The organism is Pseudomonas sp. TE21394, assembly GCF_054057835.1.
Window position 1 is genome coordinate 3,888,148 of record NZ_JBSRZR010000001.1, and the last position, 21,268, is coordinate 3,909,415.

The 21,268-nt window shown below is 64.4% G+C and carries 14 protein-coding genes; 5 read left to right on the top strand and 9 right to left on the bottom strand.

Annotation, left to right across the window (positions count from 1 at the left end; genetic code table 11):
- Positions 1 to 28: 28 nt before the first annotated feature.
- On the bottom strand, positions 29 to 340 hold the full coding sequence (locus ACVWZT_RS17710; protein WP_296229675.1) for a DUF6124 family protein: 312 nt from the start codon (positions 338 to 340) through the stop codon (positions 29 to 31).
- Between the two features lie 130 nt (positions 341 to 470).
- On the opposite strand from ACVWZT_RS17710, the gene ACVWZT_RS17715 reads away from it, so the two are divergent.
- Complete coding sequence (locus tag ACVWZT_RS17715) at positions 471 to 1,124, top strand: LexA family protein (protein ID WP_296229677.1); 654 nt, start codon at positions 471 to 473, stop codon at positions 1,122 to 1,124.
- Between the two features lie 148 nt (positions 1,125 to 1,272).
- Here the strand turns inward: ACVWZT_RS17715 and ACVWZT_RS17720 are convergent, their stop codons facing one another.
- From ACVWZT_RS17720 to ACVWZT_RS17735, 4 genes are read right to left on the bottom strand one after another with little or no spacing between them, the layout of a single operon-like run.
- Positions 1,273 to 3,225: an acetyl/propionyl/methylcrotonyl-CoA carboxylase subunit alpha gene (locus ACVWZT_RS17720; protein WP_457470492.1), complete on the bottom strand. Its 1,953-nt coding sequence runs from the start codon at positions 3,223 to 3,225 to the stop codon at positions 1,273 to 1,275.
- The gene (locus tag ACVWZT_RS17725; protein ID WP_457470493.1) at positions 3,222 to 4,037 is read right to left on the bottom strand and encodes a gamma-carboxygeranoyl-CoA hydratase; all 816 of its coding nucleotides are present in this window, start codon (positions 4,035 to 4,037) and stop codon (positions 3,222 to 3,224) included. Before ACVWZT_RS17725 ends, ACVWZT_RS17720 begins: the two co-directional genes overlap by 4 nt.
- 3 nt (positions 4,038 to 4,040) lie before the next feature.
- On the bottom strand, positions 4,041 to 5,648 hold the full coding sequence (locus ACVWZT_RS17730; protein WP_457470495.1) for a carboxyl transferase domain-containing protein: 1,608 nt from the start codon (positions 5,646 to 5,648) through the stop codon (positions 4,041 to 4,043).
- 19 nt (positions 5,649 to 5,667) lie between these two features.
- Entirely contained in the window at positions 5,668 to 6,831 is a 1,164-nt protein-coding gene (locus ACVWZT_RS17735; protein ID WP_457470497.1) for an isovaleryl-CoA dehydrogenase, read from the bottom strand.
- 223 nt (positions 6,832 to 7,054) lie between these two features.
- On the opposite strand from ACVWZT_RS17735, the gene ACVWZT_RS17740 reads away from it, so the two are divergent.
- Positions 7,055 to 8,737, top strand: coding sequence for an AMP-binding protein (locus ACVWZT_RS17740; RefSeq protein WP_457470499.1), 1,683 nt, complete (start codon positions 7,055 to 7,057; stop codon positions 8,735 to 8,737).
- Between the two features lie 15 nt (positions 8,738 to 8,752).
- On the opposite strand, the gene ACVWZT_RS17745 is transcribed toward ACVWZT_RS17740, so the two are convergent.
- Entirely contained in the window at positions 8,753 to 8,914 is a 162-nt protein-coding gene (locus ACVWZT_RS17745; RefSeq protein ID WP_296229683.1) for a hypothetical protein, read from the bottom strand.
- 141 nt (positions 8,915 to 9,055) lie between these two features.
- Here ACVWZT_RS17745 and ACVWZT_RS17750 point away from each other — a divergent pair, with 141 nt between their 5' ends.
- From ACVWZT_RS17750 to glgB, 3 genes are all read left to right on the top strand, one after another.
- On the top strand, positions 9,056 to 11,074 hold the full coding sequence (locus ACVWZT_RS17750) for an alpha-1,4-glucan--maltose-1-phosphate maltosyltransferase (protein WP_457470501.1): 2,019 nt from the start codon (positions 9,056 to 9,058) through the stop codon (positions 11,072 to 11,074).
- 75 nt (positions 11,075 to 11,149) lie between these two features.
- The gene (gene treS / locus ACVWZT_RS17755) at positions 11,150 to 14,470 is read left to right on the top strand and encodes a maltose alpha-D-glucosyltransferase (RefSeq protein WP_457470503.1); all 3,321 of its coding nucleotides are present in this window, start codon (positions 11,150 to 11,152) and stop codon (positions 14,468 to 14,470) included.
- On the top strand, positions 14,467 to 16,677 hold the full coding sequence (glgB, locus tag ACVWZT_RS17760; protein ID WP_296229686.1) for a 1,4-alpha-glucan branching protein GlgB: 2,211 nt from the start codon (positions 14,467 to 14,469) through the stop codon (positions 16,675 to 16,677). Before treS ends, glgB begins: the two co-directional genes overlap by 4 nt.
- A 55-nt stretch (positions 16,678 to 16,732) precedes the next feature.
- On the opposite strand, the gene ACVWZT_RS17765 is transcribed toward glgB, so the two are convergent.
- From ACVWZT_RS17765 to glgX, 3 genes are all read right to left on the bottom strand, one after another.
- A complete protein-coding gene (locus tag ACVWZT_RS17765) occupies positions 16,733 to 17,806 on the bottom strand; it encodes an autotransporter outer membrane beta-barrel domain-containing protein (RefSeq protein WP_296229687.1) in 1,074 nt (357 codons plus the stop codon).
- A gap of 314 nt (positions 17,807 to 18,120) precedes the next feature.
- Complete coding sequence (locus ACVWZT_RS17770; RefSeq protein ID WP_457470504.1) at positions 18,121 to 18,915, bottom strand: endonuclease/exonuclease/phosphatase family protein; 795 nt, start codon at positions 18,913 to 18,915, stop codon at positions 18,121 to 18,123.
- A gap of 175 nt (positions 18,916 to 19,090) precedes the next feature.
- On the bottom strand, positions 19,091 to 21,244 hold the full coding sequence (gene glgX, locus ACVWZT_RS17775; protein ID WP_296229689.1) for a glycogen debranching protein GlgX: 2,154 nt from the start codon (positions 21,242 to 21,244) through the stop codon (positions 19,091 to 19,093).
- Positions 21,245 to 21,268 lie beyond the last annotated feature (24 nt).

Consider the following 21,268-nt stretch of genomic DNA (forward strand, 5'->3'; position numbering starts at 1 on the left):
CATCACGTTCTCTCCCTACTTTGCTCGCCTATGTATCCGGTTCCACAGCGCGTTTGTGCTCCAGCAGTGCGCGGGCCATGTCCATCATGTGCATCAGGGCGAAGGTCAGTTCGCGCTGGCTGCCGTGCTGGTGGCTGGCGGTTTCCTGAGCGGTAGCGGCAGCGCAACGCAGCAGGGCGATGGCGTGGTCCTGGGCCTGATCACCGGTGACACCCTCGTGCAGCGTCCAGATCCTGTTGTCGAGGGTGGGGCGCGGCGGGTTGGGGTTGAGGTAGTAGTCGAGGGCGCGGCGGGCGGCTTCGCTGTCGAGATCTGTTTCGTCGTTTTTCGGTGGTTTCATCGCGATACCTTCTGATTTCCCTTCAAGCACACTGGAATTACAGGATAGGTCAATCTGTACTATCAATCTCCAAATAAATAATTCAGATTGTGTATTGCTGCGGGTAATACAGTCCGTATTGTTGCCGCTCATGGAAAACTGGAACGCATTTCTGAAGCGCTACAAGCGCGAACACAATCTCAGCCAGCTCAAGCTGGCCGAACGCTTGGGCATGACTCAGGGCGGCGTAGGTCATTGGCTGCGTGGCACGCGGCAGCCGACACTGGAGACCATCAATGAAAAGCTCGAAAAACTCGGGCTGGTGTTTCTGGAGGCCCAAGTCATGGTGGTGGAGCGCGATATGGTGCGCGAATCACCTGGTCGCTATGCGGCCGCCCAACCGGATTCAGGCAAAGCGCTGCTCTATGCAAGCTTTCGCTTCCCAGTCCTGAGCTGGGCGGACTTGCAGGGGCCCTTGCCAGAGACGGGCAAAAGCCACGAGCAGAGCGACTACATGCCTGCGGGTAATGCGTTCTGGCTGGTGGTAGAGAACGATTCGATGAATGCCGCCAGTGGCAAGAGCGTGCCTGAGGGTATGCGGGTGCTGGTGGATACCGGCCTGCCGGCAGAGCCAGGTAGGCTGGTCATTGCCCGGCAGCCGGGGCGGTCGGCGGTGTTGCGGCAGTTGATCGAGGAGGGCGGAGACAAGATGCTCAAGCCGCTGAATACGCGCTATCCCACTGTTCTCTGTGAAGAGGGTTGCGAGTTTCTGGGTGTGGTCGTGCGGGGGCACGAGGCCTTTTAGGGTTTGAGGTTTTGTTGAGGCTGCCAGCTGCCTGGCGTGGTTGTTACGGGGCGTTGGCGATCGAGCGCCGCCCGCGCGGCGCATCGCGAGCTGCGCGGGCGGCGCTCGATCTCCCAGGCTCCACAAAACTCAAGCCAAACGGCCTCGGTCACTCTGCCAATTCGACCAGCACCGTCCCTTCGCTGACCATGTCGCCTTCCTGGCAGAACAACGCCTGCACCGTGCCGCCATGTGGCGCACGAATGCTGTGCTCCATCTTCATCGCCTCCAGCACCACCAGCGCCGTTCCCGCTTCCACCAGCTGTCCCGGCGCTACCAGCACCCGCACGATGCTGCCATTCATTGGCGCGCCCAAACCGCCCTGATGGCTGTGGCTGGCCTCGGCCTCGGCGATTGGGTCGAAAGCTTCCACCGCATGCATCTCGCCGTCCCATTGCAGGTACAACGTGCCACCACGGCGGATCGCCAGATGCTGGCGGCGTACCCCTGCGTGGTCATGCACCAGGTGCTCGCCCAGCAGCTGCCAGGTGGACGCGGCGCTGCGTTCCAGGGCAACCGCCTGATCCTGCCCGTTACTGGCCAGATGCAGGCTGCTGCGTGCCGGCAGGCCCAGGCGCAGGCCACTGCGCTCGGCCCACGGCGAGCTGCGGTCGTCATCCCGTTGCTGCCCGGCCAGGCCTTGCAGCCAGGCCTCGGCTGCGGCTTCCCAGAAACTGGCCGGCAACGGCTGTGGCGCGGGCAGCAGAATGTCCTGGTGACGCGGAATGAAGCCAGTGTCCAGCTCGGCCGCGGCAAACGCCGGGTGTGCAAGAATGCGCCGCAGGAAGGCAATGTTGGTCTTCAGCCCGCCAATGGCGAATTCATCGAGCATGGCCAGCAAGCGCAGGCGTGCCTGCTCGCGGTCGTCACCCCAGGCAATCAGCTTGCCCAGCATCGGGTCGTAGAATGGCGATACCGCATCGCCCTCGCTGACGCCGCTGTCCACCCGCCGGCCTGCACCAGGCGCTGACTCACGGTACAGCGCCAGCGTGCCGGTGGCGGGCAGGAATTCGTTGGCCGGGTCCTCGGCATACAGGCGCACTTCGATGGCATGGCCGATCAGCGGCACCTGTTCCTGGGTAATCGGCAGGGGCTCGCCGCAGGCCACGCGGATCTGCCAGGCCACCAGGTCGAGCCCGGTGATGGCCTCGGTAACCGGGTGCTCCACCTGCAGGCGGGTGTTCATCTCCATGAAGAAGAACTCGCCACGGGCGTCGAGCAGGAACTCGACCGTGCCTGCGCCGACGTAGCCGATGGCCTGCGCCGCGCGGACCGCCGCCTCGCCCATGGCCCGGCGCAGTTCAGGCGACAGGCCAGGCGCAGGGGCTTCTTCAACCACCTTCTGGTGACGGCGCTGGATCGAACAGTCACGTTCATTGAGGTACAGGCAGTTGCCGTGCTGGTCGGCGAATACCTGGATTTCCACGTGGCGCGGCTTGAGCACGTATTTTTCCACCAGCATGCGCGCGTCGCCGAACGCCGACTGCGCTTCGCGCTGGGCCGAGGCCAGGGCGTCGGCCAGCTGGCTTTCCTCTTCGACCACTTTCATGCCCTTGCCACCACCGCCGGCACTGGCCTTGAGCAGCACCGGGTAACCGATGCGTTCGGCGGCGGCGCGGAAGGTGTCGAGGTCCTGGGCTTCGCCGTGGTAACCCGGCACCAGCGGCACGCCAGCGGTTTCCATCAGCGCCTTGGCCGCCGACTTGCTGCCCATCGCATCGATGGCGCTGGCCGGTGGGCCGAGGAAGATCAGCCCGGCCTGTTCGATGGCACGGGCAAAGCCTGCGTTCTCCGACAGGAAGCCATAGCCGGGGTGAATGGCCTGGGCGCCGCTGGCCTTGGCGGCGGCGAGAATCTTGTCGACCACCAGGTAGCTGTCGGCCGCCTTGCTGCCGCCGAGGTCGACGCGGATATCGGCTTCGCGGCTGTGCCGGGCGTCACGGTCGGTGGCACTGTGCACGGCGACGGTGGTCAGGCCCATGGCCTTGGCGGTGCGCATCACCCGGCAGGCGATTTCGCCACGGTTGGCGACCAACAGGGTGGTCAAAGCGGGGCGGCTCATGGGCGCGACTCCTTCTTGTCGTCGGTTTGCCAGGCGGGACGGCGCTTTTCCAGGAAGGCGCGCAGGCCCTCCTGGCCTTCGGCGCTGACGCGGATGCGGGCAATGGTGTTTTCGCAGTAACGACGCAGGGCCGGGCTGAGTTCGCCGGCGTCCACTTCGCGCAGCAGGTCCTTGGTGGCACGCAGCGCTTGCGGGCCGTTCTGCAGCAGGTTGGCGACCCAGGCTTCGACCTGGGCGTCCAGCTCGTTGGCCGGGTATACCTCGGCCAGCAGGCCCAGTTCGCGGGCTCGCACGCCACTGAAGCGTTCGGCGGTGAGGGCATAGCGGCGTGCGGCGCGCTCACCGATGGCCTTGACCACGAACGGGCTGATCACCGCCGGGGCCAGGCCGATGCGCACTTCCGAAAGGCAAAGCTGGGCGTCTTCGGCACCGATGGCCATGTCGCAGCAGCTGATCAGGCCCAGTGCGCCACCAAAGGCGGCGCCTTGGACCACCGCCAGGGTCGGCGCCTTGAAGCGGTGCAGGGCGTACATCAGCTCGCCCAGCTCGCGGGCGTCGTCCAGGTTGGTGTTGAAGTCCAGTTGCGCCGACTGTTGCATCCAGGCCAGGTCGGCGCCGGCGCTGAAGTGCCGGCCACGGCCGCGCAGCAGCACAAAGCGCAGGCTGGCGTCCTCGGCCAACTGGTCGAGGGCGACGATCAGCTCGCGGATCATCAAGGCGTTGAAGGCGTTGTTCTTGGCCTCGCGGCTCAACCACAGGGTGGCGAAACCGCGCGGGTCACGGATCACTTCGAGGGTGCTGAAATCGCTCATGGGTCACATCCGGAAAATGCCGAAGCGGCTCGGTTCGATCGCTGCGTTGAGCGCGGCCGACAAGGCCAGGCCGAGCACGTCGCGGGTCTGGGCCGGGTCGATGACGCCGTCATCCCACAGGCGGGCGCTGGAGTAGTAAGGGTGGCCCTGACGCTCGTACTGGTCGAGGATCGGTTGCTTGAGCCGGGCTTCGTCTTCGGCGCTGAACGGCTGGCCACTGCGCTCGCTCTGCTCGCGCTTGACCTGGGCCAGCACGCCGGCGGCCTGCTCGGCGCCCATCACGCCAATCCGCGCGTTGGGCCACATCCACAGGAAGCGTGGGTCGTAGGCGCGGCCGCACATGCCGTAGTTGCCGGCACCGAAGCTGCCGCCAATGATTACCGTGAACTTCGGTACCTGGGCGCAGGCCACGGCTGTGACCAGCTTGGCGCCGTGCTTGGCGATACCGCCTTCCTCGTACTTCTTGCCGACCATGAAACCAGTGATGTTCTGCAGGAACAGCAGCGGAATACCGCGCTGGCAGGCCAGTTCGATGAAGTGCGCGCCTTTCTGCGCGGCCTCGGCGAAGAGGATGCCGTTGTTGGCCAGGATCGCCACCGGGTAGCCGTGCAGGTGGGCGAAACCGCACACCAGGGTGGTGCCGAACAATGCCTTGAATTCATCGAACAGCGAACCGTCGACCAGCCGTGCGATCACCTCACGCACGTCGAACGGCTGTTTGGCATCGGCCGGTACCACGCCATACAGCTCCTCGGCCGCATACAGCGGTGCCTCCGGCGCCTGGCGCTGCAACTGGCCCAGCTTGCGCCAGTTGAGGTTGGCCACGCTGCGCCGGGCCAGGGCCAGGGCGTGCTCGTCGTTGTCGGCATAGTGGTCGGCCACGCCGCTGGTGCGGCAGTGCACATCGGCGCCGCCGAGGTCTTCGGCGCTCACCACTTCACCGGTGGCGGCCTTCACCAGGGGCGGGCCGGCAAGGAAGATGGTGGCCTGCTGGCGCACCATGATCGCTTCGTCGGCCATGGCTGGCACGTAGGCACCGCCAGCCGTGCACGAGCCCATGACCACGGCGATCTGCGGGATACCCAGCGCACTCATGTTGGCCTGGTTGAAGAAGATCCGCCCGAAATGCTCACGGTCGGGGAACACTTCGTCCTGGCGCGGCAGGTTGGCGCCACCGGAATCCACCAGGTAGATGCAGGGCAGGCGGTTCTGCAGGGCAATGGTCTGCGCGCGCAAGTGTTTCTTTACCGTCAGTGGGTAGTAGGAACCGCCTTTGACCGTGGCGTCGTTGGCCACGATCATGCATTCCACGCCCTCGACGCGGCCGATGCCGGCGATCACGCCGGCAGCCGGTACGTCTTCGCCATACACCTCATGGGCGGCCAGCTGGCCGATCTCGAGGAACGGCGAGCCGGGGTCCAGCAGGCGGTCGATGCGCTCGCGCGGCAGCAGCTTGCCGCGAGAAGTGTGGCGTTCCTGGGCCTTGGGCCCGCCGCCCTGGGCCACCTGGGCGAGCAGGCCGCGCAGGGCCTGGACCTGTTCGAGCATGGCCGCGCTGTTGCCGGCGAACTCCGCCGAACGCGGGTTGATCTGGGTGTGCAAGGTAGCCATGTGCGCCCGTCCCTTGTGCTCAGCGGGTTTCGTTGAACAGTTCGCGGCCGATCAGCATCCGGCGGATTTCACTGGTGCCGGCACCGATCTCGTACAGCTTGGCGTCGCGCAGCAGGCGACCTGCCGGGAATTCATTGATGTAGCCGTTGCCGCCAAGAATCTGGATCGCCTCCAGGGCCATCTGCGTGGCGCGTTCGGCGGTGTACAGGATGACCCCGGCAGCATCCTTGCGGGTGGTCTCGCCACGGTCGCAGGCCTGGGCCACGGCGTACAGGTAGGCGCGGCTGGCGTTGAGCTGGGTATACATGTCGGCAATCTTGCCCTGGATCAGCTGGAACTCGCCGATGCTCTGGCCGAACTGCTTGCGATCGTGGATGTACGGCACTACCAGGTCCATGCAGCTTTGCATGATGCCGGTCGGCCCGCCCGACAGTACCACGCGCTCATAGTCCAGGCCGCTCATCAGCACGCGCACGCCGCCGTTGAGCTGGCCGAGGATGTTTTCTTCGGGCACTTCGACGCCGTCGAAGAACAGCTCGCAGGTGTTGGAACCGCGCATGCCGAGCTTGTCGAACTTGTTGCTGCGGCTGAAGCCTTTCCAGTCACGCTCGACGATGAATGCGGTGATGCCGTGTGGGCCCTTGTCCAGGTCGGTCTTGGCGTAGATCACGTAGGTGTTGGCGTCGGGGCCGTTGGTGATCCAGGTCTTGCTGCCGTTGAGCACATAGTGGTCGCCACGCTTTTCCGCGCGCAGCTTCATCGACACCACGTCGGAGCCGGCGTTGGGCTCGCTCATGGCCAGGGCACCAATGTGCTCGCCGCTGATCAGCTTGGGCAGGTACTTGAGCTTCTGTTCGTGGCTGCCATTGCGGTTGATCTGGTTGACGCAGAGGTTGGAGTGGGCGCCGTATGACAGCGCCACCGAAGCCGAGCCACGGCTGATTTCTTCCATCGACACCACGTGGGCCAGGTAGCCCAGGCCGGCACCGCCGTATTCTTCCGGCACGGTGATGCCCAACAGGCCCATGTCACCGAACTTGCGCCACATGTCGGCGGGGAACAGGTTGTCTTGGTCGATTTGCGCGGCGCGTGGCGCCAGTTCGGCGGCGACGAAGGTGCGGACCTGGTCGCGGAGCATGTCGATGGTTTCGCCCAGGGCGAAGTTCAGGGTGGGGTAATGCATGCTGGGGCACCTTGTTGTTCTTGAAATAGGGGCTCGAGGACCTGGCCGGACCCTGTGGGTGCGGGCTTGCCTGCGGCCGGTGTGTTCATCACCTTTACGTTAACGTAAACCTGTGCCGGGTGACTGTCAATCGACTCGTCACCTTTACGTAAACGTAAATCTGCGCCAGAGTATTCCCTGCTTGTTTCAGCCGTGCCCAGAACAACCACAAGAAGGGACACCCATGAGTCAACCAAGCTATACCCGAGGTCGCCAGGACCAACCGCTGCTGACCCAGACCATCGGCCAGGCGTTCGATGCCACCGTGGCCCGCTGTGGCGATGGCGAAGCCCTGGTATCGCGCCACCAGGGCCTGCGCTACAGCTGGCGGCAGCTGGCCGAACAGGTCGACGTGCATGCCCGGGCACTGATGGCGCTGGAGTTGAATACCGGCGACCGCGTCGGCATCTGGTCACCCAACTGTGCCCAGTGGTGCATCCTGCAACTGGCCAGTGCCAAGGTCGGCGCCATCCTGGTCAACATCAACCCGGCCTACCGCGTTGGCGAGCTTGAATATGTACTGCGCCAGTCCGGCTGCCGCTGGCTGGTGTGTGCCGATGCCTTCAAGACTTCCGATTACCACGCCATGGTCCAGCAGCTGGTACCCGAGCTGGCCGCTGCCATACCGGGTGAACTGGCCAGTGAGCGGCTGCCCGACCTGCGTGGCGTGATCAGCCTGGCGGCCAGACCCCCTTCAGGCTTCCTGCCCTGGCAAGCACTTGCCGGGCGGGCAGGGCAAACCTCCTGCGAAGCGTACAATGCGCGCCAGCAGAGCCTGCAGTTCGACCAGCCGGTGAATATCCAGTACACCTCCGGCACCACCGGCGCACCCAAGGGTGCCACGCTCAGCCACTACAATATCCTCAACAACGGTTTCATGGTCGGCGCGAGCCTGGGCCTGAGCGAACGCGACCGCATGGTGATCCCGGTGCCGCTGTACCACTGCTTCGGCATGGTCATGGCCAACCTCGGCTGCATCACTCACGGCAGCACCATGGTCTACCCCAACGACGCCTTCGACGCCGAGCTCACCCTGCGCGCCGTGGCCGAGGAACGTGCCAGCATCCTCTATGGCGTGCCGACCATGTTCATTGCCATGCTCGACCACCCGTTGCGAGCCCAGGTGGACCTGTCCACCCTGCGCAGCGGCATCATGGCCGGTGCTACCTGCCCGATCGAGGTGATGCGCCGGGTCATTGACCAGTTGCACATGGCCGAAGTGCAGATTGCCTATGGCATGACCGAGACCAGCCCGGTGTCGCTGCAAACCGGTCCGGACGACGACCTGGAGCTGCGTGTGACCACCGTTGGCCGTACCCAGCCGCAACTGGAGAACAAGGTCGTGGACGCCGACGGCTGCATCGTCCCGCGCGGGCAGATCGGCGAACTGTGCACTCGTGGCTACAGCGTGATGCTCGGCTACTGGGACAACCCGCAGGCCACGGCGGAGGCCATCGACCCGGCCGGCTGGATGCATTCGGGCGACCTGGCGGTGATGGACGAGCAGGGCTATGTGCGCATCGTCGGGCGCAACAAGGACATGATCATTCGCGGTGGCGAGAACATTTACCCGCGCGAACTGGAGGAGTTCTTCTACACCCACCCCGCGGTGGCCGATGCGCAGGTGATCGGCATTCCGTGCAGCCGTTATGGCGAGGAGATCGTCGCCTGGATCAAGCTGCATCCGGGGCACAGCGCCACGGTCGAGGAATTGCAGGCGTGGTGCAAGGCGCGCATCGCGCATTTCAAGGTGCCCCGGCATATCCGTTTCGTCGACGAGTTCCCGATGACGGTGACCGGCAAGGTGCAGAAGTTCCGCATGCGTGAAATCAGCGTCGCGGAGGTCTCGGCAACATCCGCTGGTTGATGCGCTGGTCTACCCTTAAGCCTTCACCGGTGGCTCCTGGCTCGGTGGGTCACCCACCGTCGGCGGCACGGTCGGCTTGATCGGCAGCTCGTCCGGGTCCTCTTCCGGCACGGGCGGCGGCAGGCTCGGGTCGTCGATGTTGGGGTCGGGTGTCTCCGGTGGAGTGGGAATGTTCATGGCCTGGCCTCGCGTGGGTAATTGAAGAGGTGCTGCAGGCTTCGACCCCTGGCAGCTGCCGTTCGCTCAATTTTTTTGAACCCCCGCGCCTGCCCATGGCTCTGAACCCTTACTGCCACCAGCCCAAGGGAGCAAGGCCTGATGTCTCTGAAACAGCCCTTCGAAAGCGTGCCCATGGCCAATGATCACCCGGACCAGGTCATCAGCCTGTCCCAGGCCTTGCTGGCGCCGCGCATTGTCATCGAGGACACCCAGCCGGTGCTCGAAGGCGGCGCATTCGCGGCCAAGGCCATCAGCAACCAGCCGGTTGCGGTCAGCAGCAAGGTGTTCAGCGACGGCCATGACCGCATGGCGGTGACGCTGAACTGGCGCCAGGCCGGCAGCCGGCGCATTCATTGCGTGCCGATGACCGCAGCGGGCAACGACCTCTGGCTGGCCGAGTTCATGCCCACGGAAATCGGCCCGCACCTGTTCAGTATCGAGGCCTGGATCGACCCCTTTGCCACCTATTGCCACGACCTGGAGAAAAAGTACCAGGCCGGCGTCGATATCAAGCTTGAACTCGAAGAGGGGCGCCTGCTGCTCGGCAAGGGCATCGAGCTGAGTGGCGGTGCCTTGCGCGAGCAGTTGCAGGCACTTGCCGAGCAGCTGCCGAGTCTCGATGAAGACCACCAGGTCGCCTTGTTCCTGGGGGCCGAGGCCACGCGGCTGATGGCCGAGGCCGAGCACCGCAGCTACCTGACCCGCAGCATCGAGTACCCGTTGGATGTGGACCGCCCGGCCGCGCAGTTCGCCAGCTGGTACGAGCTGTTCCCGCGCTCTTGCACTGACAACCCCGAGCATCACGGCACCTTCAACGATGTGCAGCAACGCTTGCCGATGATCCGTGACATGGGCTTCGATGTGCTGTATTTCCCGCCCATCCACCCGATTGGCACCAAGCACCGCAAGGGCCGCAACAATTCCCTGCAGGCCCTGCCCGGCGACCCTGGCAGCCCGTATGCCATCGGCAGCCCGGAGGGCGGCCATGACGCCATTCACCCGCAGCTGGGCAGCCGGGAGGATTTTCGCCGGCTGGTCTCGGCAGCCGCCCAGCACGGTCTGGAAATCGCCCTGGACTTCGCCATCCAGTGCTCCCAGGACCACCCATGGCTGCAGGAACACCCTGGCTGGTTCAGCTGGCGCCCGGATGGCACCATCCGCTACGCCGAGAACCCGCCGAAGAAATACCAGGACATCGTCAACGTCGACTTCTATGCCCCCGATGCGGTGCCAGGCCTGTGGCTGGCCCTGCGTGACGTGATCATCGGTTGGGTCGAGGAGGGCGTGAAGACCTTCCGCGTCGATAACCCGCACACCAAGCCACTGCCGTTCTGGCAATGGCTGATCGCCAATGTGCGCAGCCACTACCCGGACGTGATCTTCCTCGCCGAGGCGTTCACCAAGCCGGCGATGATGGCGCGCCTGGGCAAGGTCGGATACGCGCAGAGCTATACCTATTTCACCTGGCGCAATACCAAACAGGAGCTGCGCGAGTACTTCGAACAGCTCAACCAGCCGCCCTGGAGCCACTGCTACCGGCCCAACTTCTTCGTCAACACGCCGGACATCAACCCGTTCTTCCTGCAGCATTCCGGGCGCGCCGGCTTTCTCATCCGGGCTGCCCTGGCGACCATGGGTTCGGGCTTGTGGGGCATGTATTCGGGCTTCGAACTGTGCGAGGCGGCGGCTTTGCCGGGCAAGGAGGAGTACCTGGACTCGGAGAAGTACGAGATCCGCCCGCGCGATTACACCCAGCCGGGCAACATCATCGCCGAGATCGCCCAGCTCAACCGCATTCGCCGGCAGAACCCGGCACTGCAGACCCACCTGGGCGTGGCGTTCTTCAACTGCTGGAACGACAACATCCTGTATTTCGCCAAGCGCACGCCCGAGCGCGACAACTACATCCTGGTCGCCATCAGCCTCGATCCGCACAACGCCCAGGAGGCCCACTTCGAGCTGCCATTGTGGGAGCTGGGGCTGGATGACAACGCCGAGACCCATGGCGAGGACCTGATGAACGGCCACCGCTGGTCCTGGTATGGCAAGACCCAGTTCATGCGTATCGAACCCTGGCACCTGCCATTCGGTATCTGGCGTATCGAAAAGGCCCGCTGAGGGCCGAATGCTTCGCGGCTGCACAGCAGCCCGGAAACCAGGCAACACGGCCCGCAGAAATGAAAGGAGTCGCACATGGCCAAGCGTTCCCGCCCGGCAGCCTTCATCGACGACCCGCTGTGGTACAAGGACGCCGTCATCTACCAGCTGCACGTCAAGTCGTTCTTCGATTCGAACAACGACGGCATCGGCGATTTCGCCGGCCTGATCAGCAAGCTCGACTACATCGCCGAGCTGGGCGTCAACACCTTGTGGCTGCTGCCGTTCTACCCCTCGCCACGTCGTGACGACGGTTACGACATCGCCGAATACAAGGCCGTGCATGCTGATTACGGCAACCTTGCCGACGCCCGCCGTTTCATCGCCGAAGCGCACAAGCGCGGCCTGCGGGTGATCACCGAGCTGGTGATCAACCACACCAGCGACCAGCACCCCTGGTTCCAGCGCGCCCGCCACGCCAAGCGCGGCAGCAAGGCGCGGGACTTCTACGTGTGGTCGGACGACGACCAGAAGTACGACGGCACGCGCATCATCTTCCTCGACACCGAGAAATCCAACTGGACCTGGGACCCGGTGGCTGGCCAGTACTTCTGGCACCGCTTCTATTCGCACCAGCCGGACCTCAACTTCGACAACCCGCAGGTGCTCAAGGCGGTGATCGGCGTCATGCGCTTCTGGCTCGACCTGGGTGTCGATGGCCTGCGCCTGGACGCCATCCCCTACCTGATCGAGCGCGACGGCACCAACAATGAGAACCTCGCCGAAACCCACACGGTGCTCAAGGCGATCCGCGCCGAGATCGACGCCAACTACCCGGACCGCATGTTGCTGGCCGAGGCCAACCAGTGGCCGGAAGACACCCGCCCGTACTTCGGTGAAGGCGAGGGCGACGAGTGCCACATGGCCTTCCACTTCCCATTGATGCCGCGCATGTACATGGCACTGGCCATGGAAGACCGCTTCCCGATCACCGACATCCTGCGCCAGACCCCGGAGATCCCGAGCAATTGCCAGTGGGCGATCTTCCTGCGCAATCACGATGAACTGACCCTGGAAATGGTCACCGACCGCGAGCGCGACTACCTGTGGAACTATTACGCCGAAGACCGCCGTGCACGCATCAACCTGGGCATCCGCCGGCGCCTGGCGCCGCTGTTGCAGCGTGACCGCCGGCGTATCGAACTGCTTACCAGCCTGCTGCTGTCGATGCCCGGCACGCCAACGTTGTACTACGGCGACGAGCTGGGCATGGGCGACAACATCTACCTCGGCGACCGGGATGGCGTGCGCACCCCCATGCAATGGTCGCCGGACCGCAATGGTGGCTTCTCCCGCGCCGACCCGCAGCGCCTGGTGCTGCCGCCGATCATGGATCCGCTGTACGGCTACCAGACAGTCAACGTCGAGGCCCAGGCCAACGACCCGCACTCGCTGCTCAACTGGACCCGGCGCATGTTGGCGGTGCGCAAGCAGCAGAAGGCCTTTGGCCGTGGCAGCCTGCGTACCCTGACGCCGAACAACCGGCGCATCCTCGCTTACATCCGCGAATACACCGACGCCGACGGCAACTGCGAAGTGATCCTGTGTGTGGCCAACGTCTCGCGGGCCGCCCAGGCCGCCGAACTGGAGTTGTCACAATACGCCGGCAAGGTGCCGGTGGAGATGCTGGGCGGCAGCGCCTTCCCGCCGATCGGCCAACTGCCGTTCCTGCTGACCTTGCCACCCTATGCCTTCTACTGGTTCCTGCTGGCCGAACACGATCGCATGCCCAGCTGGCACATCCAGCCTACCGAGGGGTTACCTGAATTGACTACGTTGGTATTGCGCAAGCGCATGGAAGAACTGCTCGAAGCACCTTCCAGCGACACCTTGCAAGGCGCCATCCTGCCGCATTATCTACCCAAGCGCCGTTGGTTCGCCGGCAAGGAAGGCCCGATCGACCAGGTGCGCCTGTGCTACGGCGTGCGCTTCGGCACCGCCACCACGCCGGTGCTGCTCAGCGAGATCGAAGTGCTCAGTGGCGCGGTGGCCACGCGCTACCAGCTGCCGTTCGGCCTGCTGCCGGAAGAGCAGATCAGCACTGCGTTGCCTCAGCAGCTGGCGTTGTCGCGGGTGCGCCGGGCCCACCAGGTTGGCCTGATCACCGACGCCTTTGTCCTCGAACCGTTCATCCGCGCCGTGCTGCGTGCCTGTCACGATGGCCTGCGCCTGCCGTGCGGCCGCGGCGAGGGCGAACTGCGTTTCGCCAGCACCGACCAGCTGGCCGGCCTTGAACTCAACGATGACAGCAGCGTGCGCTACTTGAGCGCCGAGCAATCCAACAGCTCGGTGGTGATCGGCGACAAGGTAGTGCTCAAGTTGATCCGCAGGGTCAACCCGGGTGTGCACCCGGAGCTGGAAATGAGTGCGTACCTGACCGCTGCCGGCTTTGCCAATATCTCGCCGTTGCTGGCCTGGGTCAGCCGGGTGGACGAGCAGGGCGCGCCACACCTGCTGATGATCGCCCAAGGCTACCTGAGCAACCAGGGCGACGCCTGGGCCTGGACCCAGAACACCCTGGAACGGGCCATCCGCGACCAGATGGAGCCTGCCAGCCTGGACACCGAGGTGAACACCGACGCATTGGCCGAACTGACCGGCTTTGCCGCCTTGCTCGGCCAGCGCCTGGGCGAGATGCACCTGCTGCTGGCCGCGCCGAGCGACGACGAAGCATTCCAGCCGCGGCCGAGCGATGCTGCCGACAGCGAGCGCTGGAGTGCGCAGATCTGTGCCGAACTCACCCACGCCCTCGACCTGCTGGCGCAGCACCGTGAGCACCTCGACAGCGACAGCCAGGCGTTGGTCGACGACCTGCAGCAACAGCGCGACGGCCTGGCCCAGCACATTGCCGAGCTGACCCGCCAGGCCCAGGGCGGCCTGCTGATGCGCGTGCACGGCGACCTGCATCTGGGCCAGGTGCTGGTGGTACAGGGCGATGCCTACCTGATCGATTTCGAAGGTGAGCCGGCCCGGCCACTGCAAGAACGGCGGGCCAAGCACAGCCCGTACAAGGATGTCAGCGGCGTGCTGCGATCGTTCGACTATGCTGCTGCCATGATCCTGCGCAGCGCGTCTGCAGTGGACCTTTCCGAGCCGGCGCGGCAGGCCCGGCAGCGGGTTGCCAGGCAGTACCTGCACCAGTCGCGGCATGCCTTTGTCGAAGCCTATGGCCTGGCCACGGCAGCCATGCCGCATGCCTGGCAGCAGGCCGAAGGCGAACGTGCTGCCCTGGAACTGTTCTGCCTGGAGAAGGCCGCCTACGAAATCACATACGAAGCCGAAAACCGTCCAAGTTGGCTGGCCGTGCCTTTGCATGGCCTGCATGGACTGATCAGTACCTGGGGAGAGTCAGCATGAACGTAACAACGCGTGAAAACGGCGGCCTTCGGCAACGGGACCTCGACGCCCTGGCCCGCGCCGAGCACGCCGATCCATTTGCAGTACTCGGCCCCCATGGCGACGGCGCGGGTGGGCAGGTGATCCGCGCTTTCCTGCCGAATGCCCTGAAAGTGTGCATCCTGGCCCGGCATGACGGGCGCATCCTGGCCGAAATGGAACAGGGCAGCCTGCCCGGGTTGTTCACCGCGCACCTCGACGAGGCGCACCCGTACCTGCTGCAGATCGCCTGGGCCGGCGGCGAGCAGATCACCGAAGACCCTTACAGCTTCGGCCCGCAACTGGGCGACATGGACCTGTACCTGTTCGCCGAGGGCAACCACCGCGACCTGTCCGGGCGTTTCGGTGCCCAGCCGACGCAGGTCGATGGCGTCAACGGTGTGTGCTTCTCGGTGTGGGCGCCCAATGCGCGGCGGGTCTCCGTGGTGGGCGACTTCAACAACTGGGACGGCCGTCGCCACCCAATGCGCCTGCGCCACAGCGCCGGGGTGTGGGAACTGTTCGTGCCGCGCCTGGGCGTGGGCGAAACCTACAAGTACGAGGTGCTGGGCAAGGACGGCATCCTGCCGCTGAAGGCCGACCCGCTGGCGCGGGCCACCGAGCTGCCGCCGAGTACCGCGTCCAAGGTGGCGGGGCCGCTCGGTCACGCCTGGCAGGATCATGACTGGATGGCGCAACGTGCACAGCGCCATGCCTATAGTGCGCCGCTGTCGATCTACGAACTGCACCCGGGGTCGTGGCGCTGCGAACTGGACGAGGCGGGCGACATCGGGCGCTTCTACAACTGGCGCGAACTGGCCGAGCGCCTGGTGCCCTACGTGCAGGAACTGGGCTTCACCCACATCGAGTTGCTGCCGATCATGGAGCACCCGTTCGGTGGATCCTGGGGATACCAGCCGCTGTCGCTGTTCGCCCCCACCTCGCGCTATGGCACGGCCGAGGACTTCGCCGCCTTCGTCGATGCCTGCCACCAGGGCGGCATCGGTGTCTTGCTCGACTGGGTGCCGGCACATTTCCCCACCGACGAACACGGCCTGGCACGTTTCGACGGCACCGCGCTATACGAGTACGACAACCCGCTGGAAGGCTACCACCAGGACTGGAACACGCTGATCTACAACCTTGGCCGCAACGAAGTGCGCGGGTTCATGATGGCCTCGGCGCTGCACTGGCTGAAGCACTTCCACATCGACGGCCTGCGGGTCGATGCGGTGGCCTCGATGCTGTACCGCGACTATTCGCGCAAGGCCGGCGAGTGGGTTCCCAACCGCCATGGCGGGCGCGAGAACCTGGAGGCCATCGACTTCATCCGCCACCTCAACGGCGTGGCCGCCCATGAGGCGCCTGGGGCGTTGATCATCGCCGAGGAGTCCACCGCCTGGCCGGGTGTCAGCCAGCCAACCCAGCAGGGTGGCCTGGGCTTTGCCTACAAGTGGAACATGGGCTGGATGCACGACACGCTGCATTACATCCAGAACGACCCGGTGCACCGTACCTACCACCACAACGAGATGAGCTTCGGGCTGATCTATGCCTATTCCGAACACTTCATCCTGCCCATCTCCCACGACGAGGTGGTACACGGCAAGCACTCGCTGATCGACAAGATGCCTGGCGACCGCTGGCAGAAGTTCGCCAACCTGCGTGCCTACCTCACCTTCATGTGGGCGCACCCGGGCAAGAAGCTGCTGTTCATGGGCTGCGAGTTCGGCCAATGGCGCGAGTGGGACCACGACAGCGAGCTGGACTGGTACCTGTTGCAATACCCTGAGCACCAGGGCGTGCAGCGCCTGGTCAGTGACCTCAACCGGTTGTACCGGGATGTACCTGCGCTGCATGAGCTGGATTGTCAGCCGCAGGGCTTCCAGTGGCTGATCGGTGACGATGCGCAGAACAGCGTATACGCCTGGCTGCGCTGGAGCAGCAGTGGCGAGCCGGTGCTGGTGGTGGCCAACTTCACCCCGGTGCCGCGCGAGGGCTACCGCATCGGCGTGCCGTTTGGCGAACGCTGGCAAGAGCTGCTGAACAGCGATGCCGAGCTGTATGCCGGGTCGAATGTCGGCAACCTGGGGGCGGTAGCAAGCGAGGCGCTGCCGAGCCATGGGCAACCGCTGTCGCTGGCGCTCAACCTGCCGCCGCTTGGGGTATTGGTGATGAAGCCGGCCTGATTGATCGCCTGAACCGGCCTCTTCGCGGGTCAACCCGCGAAGAGGCCGGCCCTGTCTACCAGCGCATCCTTACCCCAAGGCTACCTATCAATCCGTTCAGGTCATTGTCATCCACGTCACTGCTGTAGTCGGCACTGACAAACACCGCTACTGCCGGCGTCACCCGCGCCACCAGCCCCAGGCCCAGTTCCACCGTGGTCGAATAGCGCGAGCTGGATATCTTGTCGACCTGGTCCAGCTTCACCTCATCGGCATTGCTGAAGTCATACCACACGTTGGTACGCACATAGGGCTCGATCGGCATGCCGCGCACATCGTAGCGCCCGGACAACCTGGCACCGACCCGCCCGCTCCAGCTTGGCTGGCTGTCCAAGGCTTGCAGGGTCTGTTCCTGAGCCTGGCTGCCGGGGAAGAACTGCTGGTTGATCAATTGCGCCTGCGGCTCGATCACCCAGCCCCCGCCCAGGCCGATGGGAATGCCACCTTCCAGCGAGAAGGTCATGGCGTGGCCGCTGTCGTCCAGGCGCTGGCCGTTCTGGTCACGGCCATCGACGTCGATGCGCGAACCCATCGCCACAGCATCCAGGTGCCAGCCCTGTTCATGGGTCATGCTCCAGTAAACGCCCAGGCTTTCGCCGTTCAGCTTCACCGCGTTGCGCTGTTTATCTCCCAGCCGTTGGCGCATGCCATTGAAGTTGGTTTGCAGACTGTTCTGCCCGATGAAGATACCTGCACGGTGCACATTGCCTGCTGCCGTTTCCCGCACGAAGAGGTCCGGGCCGACCAGCAGTTGCTGGCCAGGCGCCAGTTGCGCCGAAGGTTGCGCGTCGCTGCGGGCCGGGGTGGGAAAGAACTGCGCCCACTGGCTGGCACCCGGGGCTGCGGCGGCAAGCCCATGGCGCTCGCTGATCTTCTGCGAAAAGGCAGTCAAGGTACCGAGACTCAAGCCACTGGCGCTGACGGGGTCGAGCGACAGTTGTGGCGGCGCGGTGTGCTGCAGGAAGCCAGGCGAAGTCGGATCATCCTGCAGTTCGTACGCGAGCGTTTCCACCGGGGTTGCCAGAAGCAGCGACGTGGAAACCGCATAGAAAATGCTGTCGAAGCGCAACGGGTTCGAGGTGCTTTTCATGGCGGATCTCCTTGGTTTGTGGGTACAGCCCTGGGACCTGGCCTGAAGTCACGAGCTGTACGGCAAAAACAGGGGGCGACCCAAACCAGCACGCCAGCTTTCGCGGGCGCGCACGAAGGCGCGAGCTAGAGGCCCGGCGCGAGATATTTACTGTCAGACAGGATCAGCTAAGGAGAGACCGCCGCTTGCGTCAAGAAAGCGTGAATAAAGCGTCGGTAGCGCGTGGCAATGCCAAATGTCTTGATTTTAATGGGAAAAATTCGCTTCATAGCCAGCTTTGCTATTTGCCGTCCCGGCGCTATGAAAAAACATTGCTAGAGCCGCACCTCCACTGCGAGGGGCAGATGGTCTGACAAGTGCGACCAAGGTTTGTGCCCCAGAATACGTGGCCCATGGCTTTGCGCATTGCGCAGGTAGATCCGGTCCAGGCGCAGCAGTGGCAAGCGGGCAGGGTAGGTGCGGGCGAGGTGGCCATGATGGCGCTCGAAGGCTTCGTGCAGGTCGCGCTGCAGGCCCAGGGTGCGGTTGCCGTGGGATTTCCAGTCGTTGAAGTCACCGGCAATGATCACCGGGGCGTCGTCAGGTAATGACTCGAGTAGCTTGCGCAGCAGTTGCAACTGTTTCTGGCGGTGGCTTTCCAGCAACGACAAGTGCACGCAGATGGCGTGCACGTTGTGCTTCCCGGGGACATCGAGAATGCAATGCAACAGGCCGCGGCGCTCCGGGCCGGTGATCGACACGTCAAGGTTGCGGTGTTCGATTATCGGGTATTTGGAGAGCAGGGCATTGCCATGGTGGCCCTCGGGGTAGACTGCGTTGCGACCGTAGGCAAAGTCGCTCCACATGCTGTCGGCAAGGAATTCGTACTGGGACGTTTGCGGCCAGCCGGGGTAGCGTGCAGCGTGGCGATCGTGGCTGCCGAGCACTTCCTGGAGGAAGACGATATCGGCCTGGGTACTGCGCACCGCCTCGCGCAGCTCCGGCAGAATGAAGCGCCGGTTGAAGGCGGTGAAGCCCTTGTGGGTATTCACCGTCAGTACCCGTAGCCGCTTCACGGCCGGGGCCTGGTTGACTCTGGCGAAACCTTTACTGCCGGCTTCGGGGTTCACGGTGGCTCCTCAGGTAACGGTTTACACGCTTCATTGCAGGGGCGGCCTTGGGCCGCGCAAGGGGCTTTCGACAGCCCCGTTTCCAGCACCAGGCAAGCATGGCTTGGGCCGCTATGCGGCCCTGTCGCCACACAAGGCCGCTCTAAATAAAAGGACCCATGCCAACCGTCCAGGTTCACTCCTCGTCGCGCTGCAACACCATCAGCAACAACGACCGGCCTTTGACCTCGAAGGTGCTGTCGAACTGCAGGTGCTGGCCCTTGCGCAGTTCCGGCCGGTCGGTATCGACCAGGCAGCTCCAGTAATCGCCTTCAGGCACGCTCGGCAGTTTGAACGGCACGATGTCATGGTGAGCGTTGACGATCAGCAGGACGGTGGCCTCGGCGCCTGGTCGGGCGATGCCGCTGACCTGGGCCCGGCCATCGATCAGCATGCCCAGGCAGCGTCCGTGCGGATCTTCCCACTGCTCCACGCTCATCTCGTTGCCGTCCGGTGCCAGCCAGGTCACGTCCTTGACCCCGATGGCTTCATTGTAGTCACCCACCAGGAAGCGCGAACGCCGCAGGACCGGGTAGGCCAGGCGCAGTCGGGTGAGGCGCTTGACGAACCTCAGCAACTCCTGGCCTTCTTCATCCAGTTCCCAGTTCACCCAGCCGATCTCGCTGTCCTGGCAGTAGGCATTGTTGTTGCCGTGCTGGGTACGGCTGAACTCGTCGCCGGCGACCATCATCGGCGTGCCTTGGGCGAACAGCAAGGTGGCGAAGTAATTGCGCATCTGCCGCATGCGCAGGGCAGTGATGGCCGGGTCCTGCGTAGGCCCCTCGACGCCACAGTTCCACGACAGGTTGTTGTCGGTGCCGTCCTGGTTGTTCTCGTCGTTGTCCTCGTTGTGTTTCTCGTTGTACGACACCAGGTCACGCAAGGTGAAGCCGTCGTGGGCGGTGATGAAGTTTACCGACGCGTATGGCCGTCGGCCGCGGTTGTTGAACATGTCGCCCGAGGCGGTCATGCGCGCGGCAAAGTCGGCCAGCTGGCCCTCGTCACCTTTCCAAAACGCCCGCACAGTGTCGCGGAAGCGGTCGTTCCACTCTGCCCAGCCCGGGGCGAAATTGCCCACCTGGTAGCCGCCGGGGCCGCAGTCCCAAGGTTCGGCGATCAGCTTGACCTGGCGCAACAGCGGGTCCTGGCGGCAGGCGACCAGGAAGCTGTGGCGCTCGCTGTAGCCTTCGTGGTAGCGGCCGAGGATAGTTGCCAGGTCGAAGCGGAAACCGTCCACATGCATCTCGCCGGCCCAGTAGCGCAGCGAATCGGTGACCAGCTGCAACACGCACGGGTGGCTGAGGTCCAGCGTGTTGCCGGTGCCGGAGTCGTTGATGTAATAGCGCTTCTGCTCAGGCATCAGGCGGTAGTACGAGGCGTTGTCGATACCGCGCATCGACAGCGTGGGCCCCAGCTCGTTGCCCTCGGCGGTGTGGTTGTAGACAACGTCGAGAATCACCTCCAGCCCGGCGTCGTGCAGGTGCGCGACCATTTCCTTGAACTCGGCGATCTTGCCACTGGCCAGGTAGGCCGGGTGGGGGGCGAAGAAGGCGATGGTGTTGTAGCCCCAGTAGTTGTTCAGGCCTTTCTGCAGCAGGTGCTGGTCGTTGACGAAGGCATGGATCGGCAGCAGCTCGATGCTGGATACCCCCAGCTCCTTGATGTGCCCGAGCAGCTCGTCGTTGGCCAGGCCGCCGAAGGTGCCGCGCAGGTGTTCCGGCACGGCGGGGTGGCGCATGCTGATGCCCTTGGTGTGGGCTTCATAGATGATGGTGCGCTCCCAGGGGATCTGCACCCGTTCATCGCGACCCCAGGTGAACGCCGGGTCGATGACCTTGCACTTGGGCACGAACGGCGCACTGTCGCGCTCGTCGAACGACAGGTCACCGTCGGGGTGGCCGATGGTATAGCCGAACAGCGCTTCGGACCATTTCAGTGCGCCGACCAGTTGTTTGGCGTAAGGGTCGATCAGCAGTTTGTTGGGGTTGAAGCGGTGGCCGTTCTCCGGCTCGTACGGCCCATGCACGCGGTAGCCGTAGATCAGGCCAGGGTGCGCGTCGGGCAGGTAACCGTGGTAGATCTCGTCGGTGTATTCCGGTAGTTCGATGCGTTCGACTTCCTTTTCCCCCGTCGGGTCGAACAGGCACAGCTCGACCTTGGTGGCGTTGGCCGAGAACAGGGCGAAGTTGACGCCCAACCCGTCCCAGGTGGCGCCGAGGGGAAAGGGCAGGCCTTCGCGAATGCGCGAGGGGGCAACGGAGCGGGTTTTCTTGGGCGTGCGCGGGCTCATGACGGTCCTCGAATGGCCGGGTGC